The organism is Streptomyces sp. NBC_01384 (genome assembly GCF_045040035.1).
Lineage (GTDB): Bacteria > Actinomycetota > Actinomycetes > Streptomycetales > Streptomycetaceae > Streptomyces.
On record NZ_CP109559.1, the window covers coordinates 1,440,327 to 1,456,915 of the forward strand.

The window sequence follows — 16,589 nt, forward strand, 5'->3', positions numbered from 1 at the left end:
CCAGTCACGGACGCCGGGCGGGGCGCGGGACCTCCCTGCCCTCGGCTGAAGTAGCCATGGGAAACGCACCCCGTACGGTGGCCCGGAGCGGTCCGCTCCGGGCGAGGCCTAGGAGCCGCCATGAGCAACGGCGACATATTTGTCGGCGAGTTGATCGGCACTGCGATTCTGATTCTGTTCGGCACGGGCGTCTGCGCCGCGGTCACCCTCAACAAGTCCAAGGCGCAGGGCGCCGGCTGGGTCGTCATCGCGTTCGGGTGGGGTTTCGGCGTGCTCGCCGGTGCGTACACCGCGGCGCCGCTGTCCGGCGGCCAGATCAACCCGGCCGTGACGATCGGCTTCGCCATCGAAGGCTCGACCAAGTGGGAGGACGTACCCTTCTACATCCTGGGCCAGTTCGCCGGCGCCGTCATCGGAGCCATACTCTGCTGGCTGCTCTATCTCGGCCAGTTCAACCTCAACGCCGACGACGACAACGCCATCGAGACGCTGGGCATCTTCTCGACCCGGCCCGAGATCAACAATCCTGTGCAGAACCTCATCACCGAAATCATCGCCACCGTCGGCCTGATGCTGCCCATTCTGGCCATGGTCGGAGGCCACAAGCACGTGGCGGGGATCGGCGACGCTGGACTGCCCGTCCAGCTCATCGCGTTCCTCGTGGTCGGTATCGGCCTCTCGTTGGGCGGCCCCACCGGGTACGCCATCAACCCGGCCCGTGACCTGGGGCCGCGCCTCACCCACGCATTGCTGCCGATTCCCAACAAGGGTACTTCGGAGTGGAGTTACTCCTGGATCCCGGTGGTCGGCCCGATCGCCGGCGCCGCCATTGGGGCCGCGATCTACAACGCAGCCTTCTGACGAGAACGCAGCCTTCTGAAGAAGAAGACGTAAGGGGACGTCATGACGGAGAACGCCGAGAAGTACGTCGCCGCAATCGACCAGGGCACCACCTCCAGCCGCTGCATCATCTTCGACCGGGACGGCGCGATCGTCGCCGTCGACCAGCGCGAGCACCGCCAGATCTTCCCCAAGCCGGGCTGGGTGGAACACGACGCCACCGAGATCTGGTCCAAGGTGCAGGCGGTGGTCGCGGGAGCGATCGCCAAGGCCGGACTGCGCGCCGACCAGCTGAGCGCGCTCGGCATCACCAACCAGCGCGAGACGACGGTCCTGTGGGACCGTGCCACCGGCAAGCCCGTGCACAACGCGATCGTCTGGCAGGACACCCGGACCTCCGCGCTCTGCAACGAGCTGGGCGGCACGGACGGCCAGGACCGCTTCCGCGAGCAGACCGGGCTGCCTCTCGCCAGCTACTTCTCCGGCCCCAAGGCGGCCTGGCTGCTCGACAACGTGCCGGGGCTGCGCACGCGTGCGGAGCGCGGCGAGATCGCCTTCGGCACCATCGACTCCTGGCTGATCTGGAACCTGACCGGCGGCACGGACGGAGGCCGGCACGTCACCGACGTCACCAACGCCGGGCGCACCATGCTGATGAACCTGGAGACCCTCCAGTGGGACCCGGCCATCCTCTCCGCGATGAACGTCCCCGAAGCGGTGCTGCCCGAGATCAGGTCGTCGGCCGAGGTGTACGGCACCGCCGTGGGCCAGCTGGCGGGCGTCCCGGTCGCCTCGGCGCTCGGCGACCAGCAGGCGGCGGTCTTCGGGCAGGCCTGCTACGACGTGGGCACGGCCAAGAACACGTACGGCACCGGCAGCTTCCTGTTGCTCAACACCGGCAACCGGCCCGTTCCCTCGAAGAACGGGCTGCTGACGACCATGGGCTACAAGATCGGCAGCGAAGCGCCCGTCTACTGCCTGGAGGGGTCGATCGCGATCACCGGCGCGCTGGTGCAGTGGTTCCGCGACCAGCTCGGCATCATCCGCAGCGCCGACGAGATCGAGACGCTGGCGGCGAGCGTCGACGACAACGGCGGCGCGTACATCGTGCCCGCGTTCTCGGGCCTGTTCGCGCCCTACTGGCGCTCCGACGCACGCGGTGTCGTCACCGGCCTCACGCGGTACGTCACTAAGGCACACCTCGCCCGCGCGGTCCTGGAGGCGACGAGCTGGCAGACCCGCGAGGTCGTGGACGCCATGTTCCAGGACTCCGGCGTGCAGATCACCACCCTGAAGGTGGACGGCGGCATGACCAAGAACAATCTGCTGATGCAGCACCAGGCGGATGTCCTCGGGGTGCCGGTGATCCGTCCCCAGGTCTCCGAGACGACGTGTCTGGGCGCGGCCTACGCGGCCGGGCTCGCCACCGGTGTGTGGAACGACCTCGACGAGCTGAGGTCGCACTGGCAGAAGGACGTCGAGTGGACCCCGTCCATGGAGGCCTCCGTCCGCGACCGCGAGTACCACAACTGGCGCAAGGCGGTGGAGAAGAGCTTCGGCTGGCACGAGGACGACGTCAGCTGAAACAGGGGGGCCACGCGCGCGTGCTTTGCGCGTGAGCCACGCGCGCGTGCAGGACTGCGGCCCGTACCCCGGTCGGCGGGGGTACGGGCCGTATGCGCGGCTGGGCCCTGTGAGTGGGTCAGGTCGTGACCGGTTCTCGTCGGTCGGCTCCGTACGCCATCGCGTGCTGGACGACCTCGATGAGAACCTCCTTGGCCGACTCCCGGTCCCGTGCGTCGCAGAGGACGACCGGTACGTCGTCGTCGAGGTCGAGGGCCTGGCGGACGTCCTCGGCCGGGTAACAGGCCGATCCTTCGAAGCAATTGACGCCCATCACGAACGGTATGGAGCGCCGCTCGAAGTAGTCGACAGCGGCGAAGCAGTCCTCCAGGCGGCGAGTGTCGGCGAGCACCACGGCGCCGAGGGAGCCGGAGGCCAGCTCGTCCCACAGGAACCAGAAGCGGTCCTGCCCGGGCGTCCCGAAGAGGTAGAGCACCAGGTCCTCGCGGAGCGTGATGCGGCCGAAGTCCATGGCGACGGTAGTGGTGTGCTTGCCCTCCACACCGCTGGTGTCGTCGACCGGGCGACCCGCCTCGGTGAGCACCTCCTCGGTGCGCAACGGTTTGATCTCACTGACCGCGCCGACCAGAGTCGTCTTGCCCACGCCGAAGCCGCCGGCCACCAGGATCTTGAGCGTGACGGGCTCGACCGGAGGCTTGCCGCGCTCAGAACGCCCGAAGATCATCGATCTCTTCTCCTGCTTGATGGGGGTCGTGCGGCGGAGGGCCGTAGCCCCCGCCGCCGGGGGTTTCGATGACTAGTACGTCGCCTGGGCCGACGTCCGCCGTATCACTTCCGCCAAGTTCGGTGACCGTGCCGTCGGCGCGCTCCACCCGGTTGGCGCCGAGCGCTCCGGGCTCGCCTCCGGCCATGCCGTAGGGCGGGACCCTGCGATGCTGGGAGAGCGTGGAGACGGTCATGGGCTCATGGAAGCGGATGCGTCGCACGGCCCCGTCCCCGCCGGTCCAGCGCCCCGCGCCGCCGCTGCCGCGCCGAACCGCGAACTCGTCCAGCCGGACCGGCAGCCGCCACTCCAGAACCTCGGGGTCGGTGAGCCGCGAGTTGGTCATGTGGGTCTGTACGACGGACGCGCCGGGGAAGCCGTCGCCCGCGCCGGATCCGGAGGCTACGGTCTCGTAGTACTGGTACCGGTCGTTGCCGAAGGTGACGTTGTTCATCGTTCCGGAACCTTCGGCCTGCACCCGCAGGGCACCGTACAGCGCGCCGGTGATCGCCTGGGATGTTTCCACATTGCCCGCGACGACGGCGGCCGGGGGCTGGGGAGCGAGCATCGAACCGCGGGGCACCACGATGTCCAGGGGGCGCAGGCAGCCGTCGTTGAGCGGGATGTCGTCGGCGACGAGGGTGCGGAAGACATACAGGACGGCGGCGTTGACCACCGAGAAGGGGGCGTTGAAGTTCGTGGTGAGCTGCGGGGACGTATCGGTGAAGTCGACGGTGGCGGAGCGATTTTCGCGGTCTACGGAGACGCGGACATGGATGACGGCCCCGGAGTCGGTCTCGTAGGCGAACTCACCGTCTTCCAGGGCGTCGATGACGCGGCGTACCGCTTCCTCGGCATTGTCCTGGACGTGCCGCATGTACGCCTGGACGACGTCGAGCCCGAAGTCGTCGATCATACGGGCGACCTCGTCGACACCTTTCCGGTTGGCGGCGATCTGTGCGCGCAGGTCAGCGAGGTTGGTCGTCGGGTTGCGTGAGGGGTAGGGCGCCTCGGTGAGCAGGCGGAGCGTCTCGGCCTCGCGGAAGCGGCCGTCCTCGGCGAGCAGCCAGTTGTCGAAGAGGATGCCCTCCTCCTCGATGGTGTGGCTGTTCGCGGGCATGGAGCCCGGGGCGATGCCGCCGATCTCGGCGTGGTGGCCGCGCGAGGCGACGTAGAACAGGATGCGCTCGCTTTCCGTGTCGAAGACCGGGGTGATCACGGTGACGTCGGGGAGGTGGGTGCCGCCGTGGTACGGGTCGTTGACCGCGTAGGTGTCGCCCGGACGCATGCTGTCGCCGCGCCTCCGGATGACCTCCTGCACGCTGGTGCCCATCGAGCCCAAGTGGACCGGGATGTGGGGAGCGTTGGCGACAAGGCTGCCGTCAGGGTCGAAAAGGGCGCAGGAGAAGTCGAGGCGCTCTTTGATGTTGACCGACTGGGCAGTGGACTCCAGGCGGGCGCCCATCTGTTCGGCGATGGACATGAAGAGGTTGTTGAAGACCTCGAGGAGAACCGGGTCCGCTTCTGTGCCGAGATCGGAACTCTGCGTAACCGCCACGCGTTCCATGACCAGATGCCCGTCATCGGTCGTAGCGGCCCGCCAGCCGTCGTCGACGACGGTCGTCGCGCTGGCCTCGGTGATGATCGCGGGGCCGGTGACCGTTTCACCGGGGGGCAATTCCTCGCGGCGGTACAGGGGTGCGTCGCGCCAGGCACCGTCCGTGTGAAGGCTGACCGTCTCCGGGGCGGCGGAGCGGCCTTCGAAAGAGGCCAGGGCGGAGAGATCGGGGGGTTCGGTGAGACCGGTGGCTTCTACGGAGAGGGCTTCCACGACGACCGGACGGTCAAGGGTGAAGGAGTAGGTGGCGCGATGGCGTTCTTCGAAGGTGCGGGTCATGGTGGCGGGCTCGGTGAGCTCGACCGTGAGTGCCGTGTCCGTGCCGTCATAGCGGAGCTGGGCACGCCGGGTGACCGTGATGCGGTCCTCGGGTACGTCTTCGGCCAGGAGTTCGGCGCGGGCCGCGCCCTCCAGGTCGTCGGCGGTCTTGAGGATACCGGGCATGGCGGAGGGCTCCAGGGGCGCCTCCACGGACTGCTCGCGCATGGCCGTGGTGTCGGCGAGTCCGATGCCGAGGGCGGAGAGCACACCGGCCATGGGCGGGACGAGGACGGTGCTGATGCCGAGCGAGTCGGCGACCATGCACGCGTGCTGGCCGCCCGCGCCGCCGAAGGTGGTCAGCGCGTACCGGGTGACGTCGTGCCCCTTCTGGACCGAGATCCGTTTGACGGCGTTGGCGATGTTGGCCACGGCGATCTGCAGGTAGCCCTCGGCGACCTGCTCAGGGGTGCGGTGGTCGCCGGTCTTCTCGCGGATCTCGCGCGCCAGGGCGGTGAAGCGGTCGCGGACGAGTGCGTCGTCGAGGGGCTGGTCGCCGTCGGGGCCGAACACCCTTGGGAAGTGGACGGGTTGGATGCGGCCCAGCGCGACGTTGGCGTCGGTGACGGTGAGCGGGCCGCCACCGCGGTAGCAGGCGGGTCCGGGGTCGGCGCCGGCCGAGTCGGGGCCCACGCGGTAGCGGGAGCCGTCGAAGTGGAGCACCGAGCCGCCACCCGCGGCGACGGTGTGGATGTCCAGCATGGGTGCGCGCAGCCGGACCCCGGCGATCTGGGTGGTGAAGACCCGCTCGTACTCGCCCGCGAAGTGCGACACGTCCGTGGACGTGCCTCCCATGTCGAAGCCGATGACGCGGTCGAAGCCGGCGAGCTGCGACATCCGGGCCATGCCGACGATGCCGCCCGCCGGGCCGGACAGGATGGCGTCCTTGCCGCGGAACTGGCCGGCTTCGGCAAGGCCTCCGTTGGACTGCATGAACATCAGCCGTACGCCCTCGAGTTCATCGGCGACGTGCTGGACGTAACGGCGCAGCACGGGCGACAGGTAGGCGTCGACGACGGCCGTGTCGCCTCGTGGGACCAGCTTCATCAACGGGCTGACCTCGCTGGACAGAGAGATCTGCGGGAAGCCGATCCGTTCGGCGAGCTCACCGACGGCCTGTTCGTGGGCGGGGTGGAGGTGACTGTGCATGCAGACGACCGCGACGGCGCGGATTCCGGAGTCGTACGCTTCATGGAGAGGCCCCGCGAGGACGTCCAGGTCGGGGGCGCGCAGGACGGTGCCGTCGGCGGTGATCCGCTCGTCGACCTCGATCGCGCGCTCGTACAGCAGCTCGGGCAGTTCGATCGCGCGGGCGAAGATGTGCGGGCGGTTCTGGTAGGCGATGCGCAGGGCGTCGCGGAAGCCGCGGGTGACGACGAGGAGGGTGCGTTCCCCCTTGCGCTCCAGGAGGGCATTGGTGGCGACGGTGGTGCCCATGCGGACGGCGTCGATCTGCGCGGTCTGGACATCCTGGCCGCCGCCGAGGAGTTCGCGTACGCCCGCGACCGCCGCGTCGGCGTACCTCGCCGGATTCTCGGACAGCAGTTTGTGCGTGAGCAGGCGGCCGTCCGGGCGCCGCGCGACGATATCGGTGAAGGTGCCACCTCGGTCGACCCAGAACTGCCAGCCTGTCACGTCTGTTCCCCGCTTCCGCCCAGCTCAGAGCGCCCGGAGGCCGTTGATCACGTCGCGCAGAATACTCTCGTCCGGCAGCTCGGCAGGGGGTACGGGACGTGTCACATGGACCATTTCCTCGGCCACGAGGTCCCCGATGAGGACCCGGACCACGCCGATGGGGAGGTCGAGTTCGGCGGCGAGTTCGGCGACCGACTGGGGGGTGTCGCGGCAGAGTTCGACGATGTCCACATGCTCCGGGGACAGCGAATGGTCCGCTTCGGGGTCGTCCGCATGGGGCTCCGTGACGACCACGGCGATCAGATCGAGGCGATGCTGGGCCGGACTGGTGGTACGTCCGCGTGTCATGGCATAGGGACGGACCACCGGTCCGGCGTCGTCGTCGAACCAATGGCGTTTTCCCTGACCGTCTCCGCTCATGTCATCCCACTACCCGCCCGAGGGCAGATCGGTGCGTGGAGTGGCTGCCAGATGTGCGCCGACCCGCTTCACCAGGAGCGTCATTTCGTAGGCGACCTGCCCGACGTCGGAGTCGGCGTCGGAGAGAACGGCGAGGCAGCTGCCGTCACCGGCGGCCGTGACGAACAGGAAGGCGTCCTCGAGCTCGACGACGGTCTGCCGGACGCTGCCCGCCTCGAAGTGGCGGCCGACGCCCTTGGCGAGGCTGTGGAAGCCGGAGGCGACGGCGGCCAGGTGCTCGCTGTCCTCCCGCGTCAGATCCTGGGAGGCCCCGGTGGCGAGGCCGTCGCCGGAGAGCACGATCGCCTTGCGGATGCTGGCGACGCGGTCCACCAGATCGTCGAGGAGCCAGTTCAGCTCTCCCGACGTCTTGCTGGTCGCGGTGGGTCCTGCGGCCTTCGGTGCGGTCATCGACCGTCCCCCTTTGTCGTTCCTGGTGCTGTGCCGCCCTGGGCCCCGTCGCCCGCGGCGTTCTCCTCGCGGCCGCGCTGCCAGCCCCGTTGGAGCGAGGCCATGCGGCTGCGTACCTCGTCGGCGTCACGATCGGCGAGATCCGCCCCGTTTCCGGGGCGGGCCTTGTCGCGCTCGGCACGCCGTTCGGGTCCGTCCTTCAACTGCGGGGCCAGATTGGCCTGTCGGACGCGGCGGGGCAGCGGGCTCGCACCCGATTCTGCCCCTTCCGTCGCGGCGCCGGAGTCCGGGGTGGTCCCGGCCGTACCGGACGACGAGCTGGTGCGACGGATGCGCTGGGGGAGAGCGGGGGCCTCTCGGAGGCCGGGCGCCTCAGATCGAGGGCCGGACCTCTCGGAGCGAAGGCCGGGGGTCTCGGGACGCTCGCCGTTGCGGCGCACCGGAGTCTCGGTGCGCTCGGCGCGCCGGGCGACCGGAGGCTTTGCGCGCTCCCGTTCGGCTACCCCCAGCAGGTCCACCGACTCGAGGACTGGTTCGCGGCGCTCCGCCGACTCCAGGAACTCCACGGGCTCCTCGTCCGTCTCCCCACGTCGCGGCCTCGTCCGGGTCACGGGACGACCGTGCGAGCTGACGAGCTTGGGGGTTCTGCGACGCGGCAGCGGGACCGGAGCGCCCGGGCCGTCGTCGCCGGAGCGGGCCGCCTCTCCGCGGCCTTCGCGGGTCTGCTGGTGCTGTTCGACCGGGACACCGGCGATGGAGCGACGCGGCCGGAAGAGACCGCCTTGCTCGGTCCCCTCGTCGTCGAGGGCCTCCGGGAAACCGCTGAGGGCGTCCAGGTCGACCGGCGCCTCCAGCTCGACCGGTCCGTCCAGGATCGAGGCGGGCAGGCTGGGGAGGCGCACAGGGACCTCGGAGAGCGCCGCCTTGCGGTCCTCCTCGATCTTGCCCTCCTTCGAGGGCAGCGCGCGGTCGAGGCGGAAGCCGATGCCGTTGGTGTCCGGGACGTCGTCCGTGAGCAGCGCGTCGGGAATGAAGACAACGGCGGTGGTGCCGCCGTACGGGGACGGCTGGAGGGAGACACGGACGTTCTGCCGCTGGGCGAGACGGCTGACCACGAAGAGACCGAGCCGGTCGGTGTCGGACAGTTCGAACTCGGGGGTCTCGGACAGCCGCAGGTTGGCGTCGAGGAGCGCTTCGGCCGCCATACCCAGGCCGCGGTCGTGGATCTCCAGGGTGAAGCCGTTGGCGACGCGCTCGCCGATGACCTGGACGGCCGTGTGCGGAGGCGAGAACACCGTGGCGTTCTCCAGCAGTTCGGCCACCAGGTGGGTGAGGTCGGCGACCGCGGGCCCGGTCACGGCGACGCGGGGCAGTCGGCGTACCTCAATGCGCTCGTAGTCCTCGACCTCGGCGACGGCTGCGCGGACGATGTCCATGAGCTGGACGGGCTTGCGCCACTGCCGGGACGGGGCGGCGCCGGAAAGGATGACCAGGCCCTCGGCATGTCGGCGCATGCGCGTGGTCAAGTGGTCGAGGCGGAACAGGTCGGCGAGTTCGTCGGTGTCCTCGGTCCTGCGCTCCATGGTGTCGAGGAGGGTGAGCTGCTTGTGGAGCAGGACCTGGCTGCGGCGGGCGAGGTTGACGAAGACCTCGGAGACTCCATCGCGCAGTTCGGACTGTTTGACGGCGGCTTCGACGGCAGCGCGTTGCAGGGTGTTGAGGGCCTGGCCGACCTCGCCGATCTCGTTCTTGTCGTACTCCAGGCGCGGCACTTCGGTCTCGACGTCGACCTGCTCGCCCGCGGAGAGTCGGCGCATGACGCTGGGCAGTCGGACGCCGGATGCCTCATGGGCCTCCAGGCGCAGTCGGCGCAGGTCGCGGATGAGGCTCCGGCCGATGCGTACGGACATGATGAGCGAGGCCAGCAGGGCGATGAGTCCGAGGACACCCGCGATGACCGCCTTGACGATGACGCCTGTGGCCACGGGCCTGACCCGGTCCTGGTAGCGGTCGCCCGCCTTGTCGTCGAGGCCGGCGAGTTCGGCGAGCACATGCCCGGCCGCGCGGTCCCAGCTCTTCGCGGTGACGCCGCGGGGTGATCCGGCCGGGGAGGTGACGACGGTTTGCTCGGCCACGCGCAGGGGTGTCGTGTCGGCGTTCTTCCAGTAGTGGTCGAAGCGGTCGCGTTCCGGGGAGGGCAGCAGCGGCAGGCTGATGTCGTAGAGCAGGGTGCGCTGCGCCACGAGGTCCGAGATGTCGCGGATCTCGTCGCCGGTGACGCGGCCCGCGACCAGTGCCGAGCCGAGGAGGGCGTCCTCTCGCGAGAGCAGCTCGCGGGCCGTGACCACGTTGACCAGGGCGCGGCCCTGCTTGTCCATCTCCACGTTGTCGACCGCATGAAGGTTGGCCATCAGCGTGTAACAGGGGTCGACGAGTCGGTTGTAGAGGTCGAGGGCCTGGGCCCGGTTGACGGTGCCCTCCTCGACGCTGCGGCGCAGCGAGTCGATGCCGTCGAGCCCGTCCAGGACAGAGGTGAGGCGCTCCGAGGTGCCCCCGCTCATTTCCTCGCGTACGTCTTCGTCCTTGGCGTTCTTGCGGACCTTCGCGACGGCCCGGTCGGTGGCGGTCCGGCTGCGCTTCAGCGCCGCGAGCACGTCGGAGGCGCGGGGATCGGCGAGATAGAGAAGCGTCTGGCGGCGTTCCTGCTGGAGGACGGTGACGGTGTCCTCGGTGGGGTAGCCGATCTTCTCGACGATGTCCGACACGTTGAACAGCTGGTTGGCCTCGCGGCCGGTGAGTACCGTCGCGAAGGCCCAGATCCCCGTCAGGGAGAGGAGCGGCACGAGGAGCAGCGCCACGATCTTCCGGCGGATGGACTTCCCGCGAAAGCGCATGGCCTCCCCCAGCTCGACCCCCTCCGGCCCGGGGGCACACCTGTGCGTCAACAAACGGCGTGAGCCTACTACTGACGCACAGGTAACTCGAAGGCCTGTCCGAGCCCATGCCCGGCGCGAAGGGGACGGAACAGGGGCCGTTGAGGGAACGAGAGATGGGGAGTTGTCCGTTCATTGGGTGAGATTGCCGCCCCGAATCCGGTAGGTGGAACCGGAGCGCATCGGACCGGCGAACTTGGTCAGTTGGCCGGAATTTTTGGCTTGTTGGGAATCTTCGGGGCACACCGTTCGTCGTTCTCTACGGGAAATGGGGGCGGAATCGGCCACAGGCGCCGCATGCCGCGCCCAGGCGGCGTAAAACAGCGCAAGCCGGGCAGCCACTGGGGAGCCGGTGTCGTATGACACCCGTGCGAGGGTCTGCTGGGCGGTGGGGAGTGACGAGTTGATGGGCACGGCGGAGCGGCATGGGGCGCCCGGGATCGGTGCTGTGGCGCCCGTGGCGGTGCGATCGGCCGCCCAGGCGCCGGATCGCGACATTCCGGCGGACGGGCGCGAGCGGACAGACCGGCGCGATCGGACCAGCGGGGGGCTCTCGACGACGGACGGACGCGACGAAGTGATGAGACAGAGCGTTGCCACGGACGGGCGCGATCGGGTGAGCGGGCGGGGCGTTGCCAGGAACGGAAGCGAGCACGTGAGCGCCCAGGCCATTGCCGGGAACGGGCACGAACCGGTGGGCGAACGGGGCACCGCCACCGGTGGCCGTGAGCAGCCGGTCGATCGGAGCATTGCCGCCGGTGAGTACGAGCACGCGGGCGGACAGGGCGTTGCCGTCGGCGGGCACCAGTATGTGAACGGGCGGCGCGGGGCCACCGTTGGGCACGCCGACGGGTATGAAGAGCAGACGTACTACCGGCCGTTGTGGATCTCGGAGCCGGCGCGTCGGCGGCGGCTGCCCGACCCGGTGCGTACGGCGGCCGTGCGGGCGGTGCTCATCATCGCCGTGACCCTGATCCAGGCGGTGATCGCCTTCCTGTCCACGCTCGCGGAATCCTGGCTGGCCTTCCCGATGGTCCTGAGCAGCGTGGCCAGCACGGTCGTCGCCACCTGGGCCGCCCTGGATGTCTGGGTCACCCGGCAAGTGTGGAATCAGCGGAACGGAGTGGTGTCCGAGCCGAGCAGCACCGCACGCACCCTGCGGCGCGAGCGGCGCCGGGCCCGACGGCAGGCGCGCGCGGCGGAGCGCGCGCAGGAGCGAATACAGCGGCAGGGCGGCGCCGGGCAGTTGTCGCACCCCTGAGTACGGCTCACGGCCAAGGGGCGGACCCGGCTCGTCGGGTCCGCCCACACGGGGTCGTCAACTCTTCACGGCGCCCGCCGGCTCCACCGGCCCCTCAGCGCACGCCAGTTCACGCCGTGCTTTCATGAACGGACGTGGGCGGTCGATGGAGAGCACAGCCGTCGTCCGGCCGTCGCGCTCGTACAGGGCGAGGAAGCCGCCCTCGGCGGGTGCGCCGTCGTCGAGCGCGCCCTCGGCGATACGAACGGTGTCCGCCTCGTGCCGACGCCCTGCGAACTGGATCCGTGCGCCGTACTGATCGGACCAGAAGTAGGGCAGGGAGCGGACGGTCTCAAGGGTGCGTCCGGCGAGCAAGTTGCGTACCGCGACGCGGGGTTGCTCGGTGGCGGAGGTCCAGTGTTCGGCGCGCGCACCTCCCACGCGGGCGACGTCACCGACGGCGACCACCTGCGGCAGTCCGGTCACGCAGCCGTCGTCGCACAGCACGCCGTCGTACAGAGCGAGTGTCGAACCTGCGAGCCAGCCGGTGTTGGGGGTGGCGCCGATGCCCACGATCACGACGTCGGCGGGCAGGATCCGCCCGTCGGAGAGTTCCACGCCGGTGACGGTGGAACGCGACGCCGCGCCGTCCAGGGTGCGCCCCGGAGCGGCTGCGGTGCTGGCGTGCTCCTCTGCGGCATCGCTCCCCCGCAGCCCAGCCACACCGATGGCGGTCACGAGGTCGACTCCGCCACGGCGGTGCAGGGCAGCGCACACGGCGGCCATCTCGGGGCCGAGTTGGGGGACAAGGGGCAACGGCGCGGCCTCGACGACGGTGACGTCGTGGCCGAGTCCGGCACAGGAGGACGCGGTCTCGGCGCCGATGAAGCCGCCGCCGATGACGACGACGCGGCGCGGCCCCTGGGAGAGTTCCTCGCGCAGGGCGCGGGCGTCGTCGAGGGTGCGCAGGGTGTGCACGCCGACGAGGTGGTCGCCCGGGAGGCGGCGGGCCGAGGCGCCGGTGGCGATGACCACCCCGTCCGTGGAGACGGTGCGGCCGTCGTCGAGGAGCACGGTGCGCCCGCGGGCATCGAGGCCGCGGGCGCGCACGCCGAGGAGCCACTCGGCGTCGAGTTCGGCGGTCTCCTCGGCGTCGGTGAGGGCGAGTTGGGCCTCGTCGGCGCGACCGGTGAGGAAGTCTTTGGAGAGGGGAGGGCGGTCGTAGGGGCGGTGGGGCTCGTCCCCGACGATCACCAGGTGTCCGTCGAATCCCTGAGCACGGAGTTCCCGGGCGGCGTACAGCCCGGAGAGGGAGGCACCGACGACGGTCACGGTCCTCATGAGGCGTGCTCTTCGTCGCACACGGTCAGGGCATTCATGCGGCGCTGCCCTCCTCCGCGGCCAGGTGGACGTGGATGATTCCGTCGTCGACGGTGACGCGGTGGGTGCGGACGGGGCGGCGTGCGGGGAGGCACGTCGGCCGGCCCGTACGGAGATCGAATGAGGCGGCGTGCAGCGGGCATTCGACCAGACAGCCCTCCAGCCAGCCCTCCGAGAGGGAGGCGTCCTGGTGGGTGCAGGTGTCGTCGATGGCGTACAGCTCGCCGTCGACGTTGAACACCGCGATGGGCGGCGTGGTATCGACACGGACGGATTCGCCCGCGGGGAGGTCTTCGAGGCGGCAGACGGGAATCATGGGCCCCCCTCTCGGTCCTGGACTCTTCGTCCGGGACCTCCTGGTCCAGGTGGGTCCGGAGGCCTTTCGGGTTCCGGACGCTTCGGTAACATGATGTTTCGCATGGCGCACGAGGTAGCGCTATGCGCAACAGAATCCGCGCGGGGGTCCCGTCACGTCAAGGGCTTCCCGCAGATGCGGCCCAAACAGGGCCGCCAGGTGGTGAGAGTTGAGCTATGACCCGCACGCAGAAGCAGGCTGAGCACACCGAGGAGAGTCCCGAGAAGCAGAACGGCAGGGGGGCGGGCAGCGCCGTCCAGTCAGTGGACCGCGCCGTGAGCGTGCTGGAGATCCTCGCCCGGCTCGGCGAGGCCGGTGTCACCGAGATCGCCGACGAGTTGGACGTGCACAAGTCCACCGCCTTCCGCCTGCTCGGCGTCCTGGAGAACCGCGGTCTGGTGGCCCAGGCCAAGGATCGCGGAAAGTACTACCTGGGGGCCGCCGTACTGCGCCTGGCGGGGGCTGCGGCAGTGCGCCTCGACATCTCCCAGGAGGGCGTCCCGGTCTGCCGGGAACTCGCCGACGAGCTGGGCGAGACCGTCAACATCGCGGTCCTCGACGACGACGCGGCGGTCAACATCATGCAGGCCCGCGGCACCGCGTCGGTCACGGCGCAGAACTGGCTGGGCAGGCGCACCCCGCTGCACGCCACCTCCAGCGGCAAGGTGCTGCTCGCACACATGCCGCCCACGCTGCGGGAGGGTCTGCTCGCGCGCCCCCTGCCCCGCTTCACCGAGCGCACGGTCACGGGTCCGTCCACACTGCGTGCCGAGTTGGAAGCCGTCATCGAGCAGGGATACGGCGTCACCATCGAGGAGCTGGAGTTGGGGCTTGCCGCCGTGGCCGCGCCGGTTCGTGCGCATGACGGCAAGGTGATCGCCGCGATCAGTGTGTCAGGGCCGGTGTATCGGCTGAACTCGGATCGGCTGCCGGAGCTGGCGAAGCGGACGGTGGCGGCCGGGGCCGAGTTGTCGCGACGGATGGGGTACGGCTTCTGAGACTGCCGGGGTGCCCTCTGCAGTCCGTGGGCTGCGGGCCGTCCATGGCTGGTCACGCAGTTCCCCGCGCCCCTGACAGGGCGCGCACCTCCGCGGAGTCAAGCGGCTCAGCCCCTCGCCGCCACGCGGGGCCGGGGAATCCCCCCGGCCCCACCCCTTTGTATGTCCGGCACGCTTGTATGTCCGGCATGTTTCGGGAGCCCCGTTCCTTTTGCCAAGGGTTAACTCCCACCCCTTGACGGCTCAGCGACGGCGTTCTCAATATGTTCCTCATCGCGCAACCCATCGTGCATTGCGCAACAGCAGAGGAGCTTGTCGTGCCACACGAGGTCCGTGCCGTAGTCGCTGTCAAGAAGGGCGCACCCGTCGAGGTGCAGACGATCGTCGTTCCCGACCCGGGCCCCGGTGAGGTGCTCGTCAACGTCCAGGCCTGCGGGGTATGCCACACGGATCTGCACTACCGGGAGGGCGCGATCACCGACGACTTCCCCTTCCTTCTCGGCCATGAGGCGGCCGGCACGATCGAGGCGGTCGGCGACGGCGTGAGCGACCTGGGCCCGGGCGACTATGTGGTCCTCGCCTGGCGGGCGCCCTGCGGAACCTGTCGTTCCTGTCGCCGCGGCCGCCCCTGGTACTGCTTCGACTCGCGCAACGCCACCCAGCCGATGACCCTCCTCGACGGCACCCCGCTCAGCAACGCCCTGGGCATCGGCGCCTTCGCCGAGAAGACCCTGGTCGCGGCCGGGCAGGCGGTGAAAATCGACCCGGCCGCCCGCCCCGAGGCCGCGGGCCTGATCGGCTGCGGGGTGATGGCCGGTTACGGCGCCGCGGTCAACACCGGCAACGTGGGACGCGGTGACACCGTCGCCGTCATCGGCTGCGGCGGCGTCGGCAACGCGGCGATCGCGGGCGCCTGTCTCAACGGCGCCATGAAGGTCATCGCCGTCGACATCGACGACAAGAAGCTCGACCAGGCGGAGAAGTTCGGCGCCACCCACACGGTGAACTCACGCGGCACGGACCCCGTCGAGGCCGTCCGCGCGCTCACCGACGGTTTCGGCGTCGACATCGCCATCGACGCGGTGGGCCGCCCGGAGACGTACAAACAGGCCTTCTACATGCGCGACCACGCGGGTGTACTCGTCCAGGTGGGGGTCCCGGACCCCGAGATGAGGATCGACCTGCCGCTGATCGACCTGTTCTCGCGCGGCGGTGCGCTGAAGTCCTCCTGGTACGGCGACTGTCTGCCGAGCCGCGACTTCCCGTTCCTCATCGACCAGTACCTGTACGGGCTGCTCGACCTCAACGCCTTCGTCAGCGAGACCATCTCCCTCGATCAGGTCGAGGAGGCGTTCGCGAAGATGCACCGGGGCGAGGTGCTCCGCTCGGTGGTGGTCCTGTGAGTGCCACGGGGACCGTGCGCGTCGAACGCGTCGTCACCTCCGGCACCTTCAGCCTCGACGGCGAGACCTTCGACGTCGACAACAACGTCTGGCTCGTGGGAGACGACGAGGAAGTGCTGATCGTCGACGCCGCCCACGACGCCCGTACGATCCACAAGGCCGTGGCCGGACGCCAGGTCACCGCGATCGTCTGCACCCACGCCCACGACGACCACATCGACGCGGCGGCCGACCTCTCCGTGCTGACCGGCGCACCCGTGCTCCTGCACCCCGACGACAACGAGCTGTGGTCCCTCACCCACCCCGCCCGCAAGCCGGACGGCGAGCTGCGCGACGGCCGGATCCTGTCGGTCGCCGGCATCGAGCTCCAGGTGATCCACAACCCCGGTCACACGTGGGGCAGTTGCTCCCTCTACGTCCCCTTCCTGGACACCGTCTTCACCGGGGACACCCTCTTCCACGGCGGCCCCGGCGCGACCGGCCGCTCGTACTCCGACCGGCCCACCATCGAGGCCTCCGTCCGCAACCGGCTTCTCACGCTTCCCGGCAACACGGTCGTCCGTACCGGGCACGGCGCGGACACCACTGTCGCCGCCGAGCGCCCCAACGTCCCCGCCCCCTGACCTCCCACCCCTGACCCCCTGCCCCCTGA

The 16,589-nt window shown here is 69.8% G+C and carries 13 protein-coding genes; 6 read left to right on the top strand and 7 right to left on the bottom strand.

Features of this window, described 5'->3' with window-relative positions; all coding sequences use genetic code 11:
- The first annotated feature begins 120 nt into the window (after positions 1 to 120).
- Together OG747_RS06370 and glpK are read left to right on the top strand one after the other, a co-directional pair.
- Positions 121 to 861, top strand: coding sequence for an MIP/aquaporin family protein (locus OG747_RS06370; protein ID WP_405878309.1), 741 nt, complete (start codon positions 121 to 123; stop codon positions 859 to 861).
- A gap of 42 nt (positions 862 to 903) precedes the next feature.
- Entirely contained in the window at positions 904 to 2,424 is a 1,521-nt protein-coding gene (gene glpK / locus OG747_RS06375; RefSeq protein WP_405878310.1) for a glycerol kinase GlpK, read from the top strand.
- A gap of 118 nt (positions 2,425 to 2,542) precedes the next feature.
- Here the strand turns inward: glpK and OG747_RS06380 are convergent, their stop codons facing one another.
- Genes OG747_RS06380 through OG747_RS06400 form a run of 5 tightly spaced genes read right to left on the bottom strand, consistent with a single transcriptional unit; the run spans position 2,543 to position 10,522 of the window.
- Positions 2,543 to 3,148: a GTP-binding protein gene (locus OG747_RS06380; protein ID WP_405878311.1), complete on the bottom strand. Its 606-nt coding sequence runs from the start codon at positions 3,146 to 3,148 to the stop codon at positions 2,543 to 2,545.
- Positions 3,129 to 6,758 carry a hydantoinase B/oxoprolinase family protein gene (locus OG747_RS06385; protein ID WP_405878312.1) on the bottom strand — a complete coding sequence of 1,210 codons (3,630 nt, stop codon included), beginning with the start codon at positions 6,756 to 6,758 and terminating at the stop codon, positions 3,129 to 3,131. The genes OG747_RS06380 and OG747_RS06385 overlap by 20 nt, the downstream gene beginning before the upstream one ends.
- A gap of 24 nt (positions 6,759 to 6,782) precedes the next feature.
- Entirely contained in the window at positions 6,783 to 7,178 is a 396-nt protein-coding gene (locus tag OG747_RS06390; protein WP_405878313.1) for a DUF742 domain-containing protein, read from the bottom strand.
- A 9-nt stretch (positions 7,179 to 7,187) separates the two neighbouring features.
- Entirely contained in the window at positions 7,188 to 7,628 is a 441-nt protein-coding gene (locus tag OG747_RS06395; protein ID WP_405878314.1) for a roadblock/LC7 domain-containing protein, read from the bottom strand.
- Complete coding sequence (locus OG747_RS06400; protein WP_405878315.1) at positions 7,625 to 10,522, bottom strand: nitrate- and nitrite sensing domain-containing protein; 2,898 nt, start codon at positions 10,520 to 10,522, stop codon at positions 7,625 to 7,627. The genes OG747_RS06395 and OG747_RS06400 overlap by 4 nt, the downstream gene beginning before the upstream one ends.
- A gap of 694 nt (positions 10,523 to 11,216) precedes the next feature.
- On the opposite strand from OG747_RS06400, the gene OG747_RS06405 reads away from it, so the two are divergent.
- The gene (locus OG747_RS06405) at positions 11,217 to 11,822 is read left to right on the top strand and encodes a hypothetical protein (RefSeq protein ID WP_405878316.1); all 606 of its coding nucleotides are present in this window, start codon (positions 11,217 to 11,219) and stop codon (positions 11,820 to 11,822) included.
- Between the two features lie 57 nt (positions 11,823 to 11,879).
- Here OG747_RS06405 and OG747_RS06410 read toward each other — a convergent pair whose 3' ends face one another.
- Together OG747_RS06410 and OG747_RS06415 are read right to left on the bottom strand one after the other, a co-directional pair.
- Complete coding sequence (locus OG747_RS06410; protein WP_405878317.1) at positions 11,880 to 13,142, bottom strand: NAD(P)/FAD-dependent oxidoreductase; 1,263 nt, start codon at positions 13,140 to 13,142, stop codon at positions 11,880 to 11,882.
- 34 nt (positions 13,143 to 13,176) lie between these two features.
- On the bottom strand, positions 13,177 to 13,497 hold the full coding sequence (locus OG747_RS06415) for a bifunctional 3-phenylpropionate/cinnamic acid dioxygenase ferredoxin subunit (RefSeq protein ID WP_405878318.1): 321 nt from the start codon (positions 13,495 to 13,497) through the stop codon (positions 13,177 to 13,179).
- 215 nt (positions 13,498 to 13,712) lie between these two features.
- On the opposite strand from OG747_RS06415, the gene OG747_RS06420 reads away from it, so the two are divergent.
- From OG747_RS06420 to OG747_RS06430, 3 genes are all read left to right on the top strand, one after another.
- A complete protein-coding gene (locus tag OG747_RS06420; RefSeq protein ID WP_405878319.1) occupies positions 13,713 to 14,534 on the top strand; it encodes an IclR family transcriptional regulator in 822 nt (273 codons plus the stop codon).
- A 317-nt stretch (positions 14,535 to 14,851) separates the two neighbouring features.
- Positions 14,852 to 15,937: an S-(hydroxymethyl)mycothiol dehydrogenase gene (locus tag OG747_RS06425; protein ID WP_405878320.1), complete on the top strand. Its 1,086-nt coding sequence runs from the start codon at positions 14,852 to 14,854 to the stop codon at positions 15,935 to 15,937.
- Positions 15,934 to 16,560, top strand: coding sequence for an MBL fold metallo-hydrolase (locus tag OG747_RS06430; protein ID WP_405878321.1), 627 nt, complete (start codon positions 15,934 to 15,936; stop codon positions 16,558 to 16,560). The genes OG747_RS06425 and OG747_RS06430 overlap by 4 nt, the downstream gene beginning before the upstream one ends.
- Positions 16,561 to 16,589 lie beyond the last annotated feature (29 nt).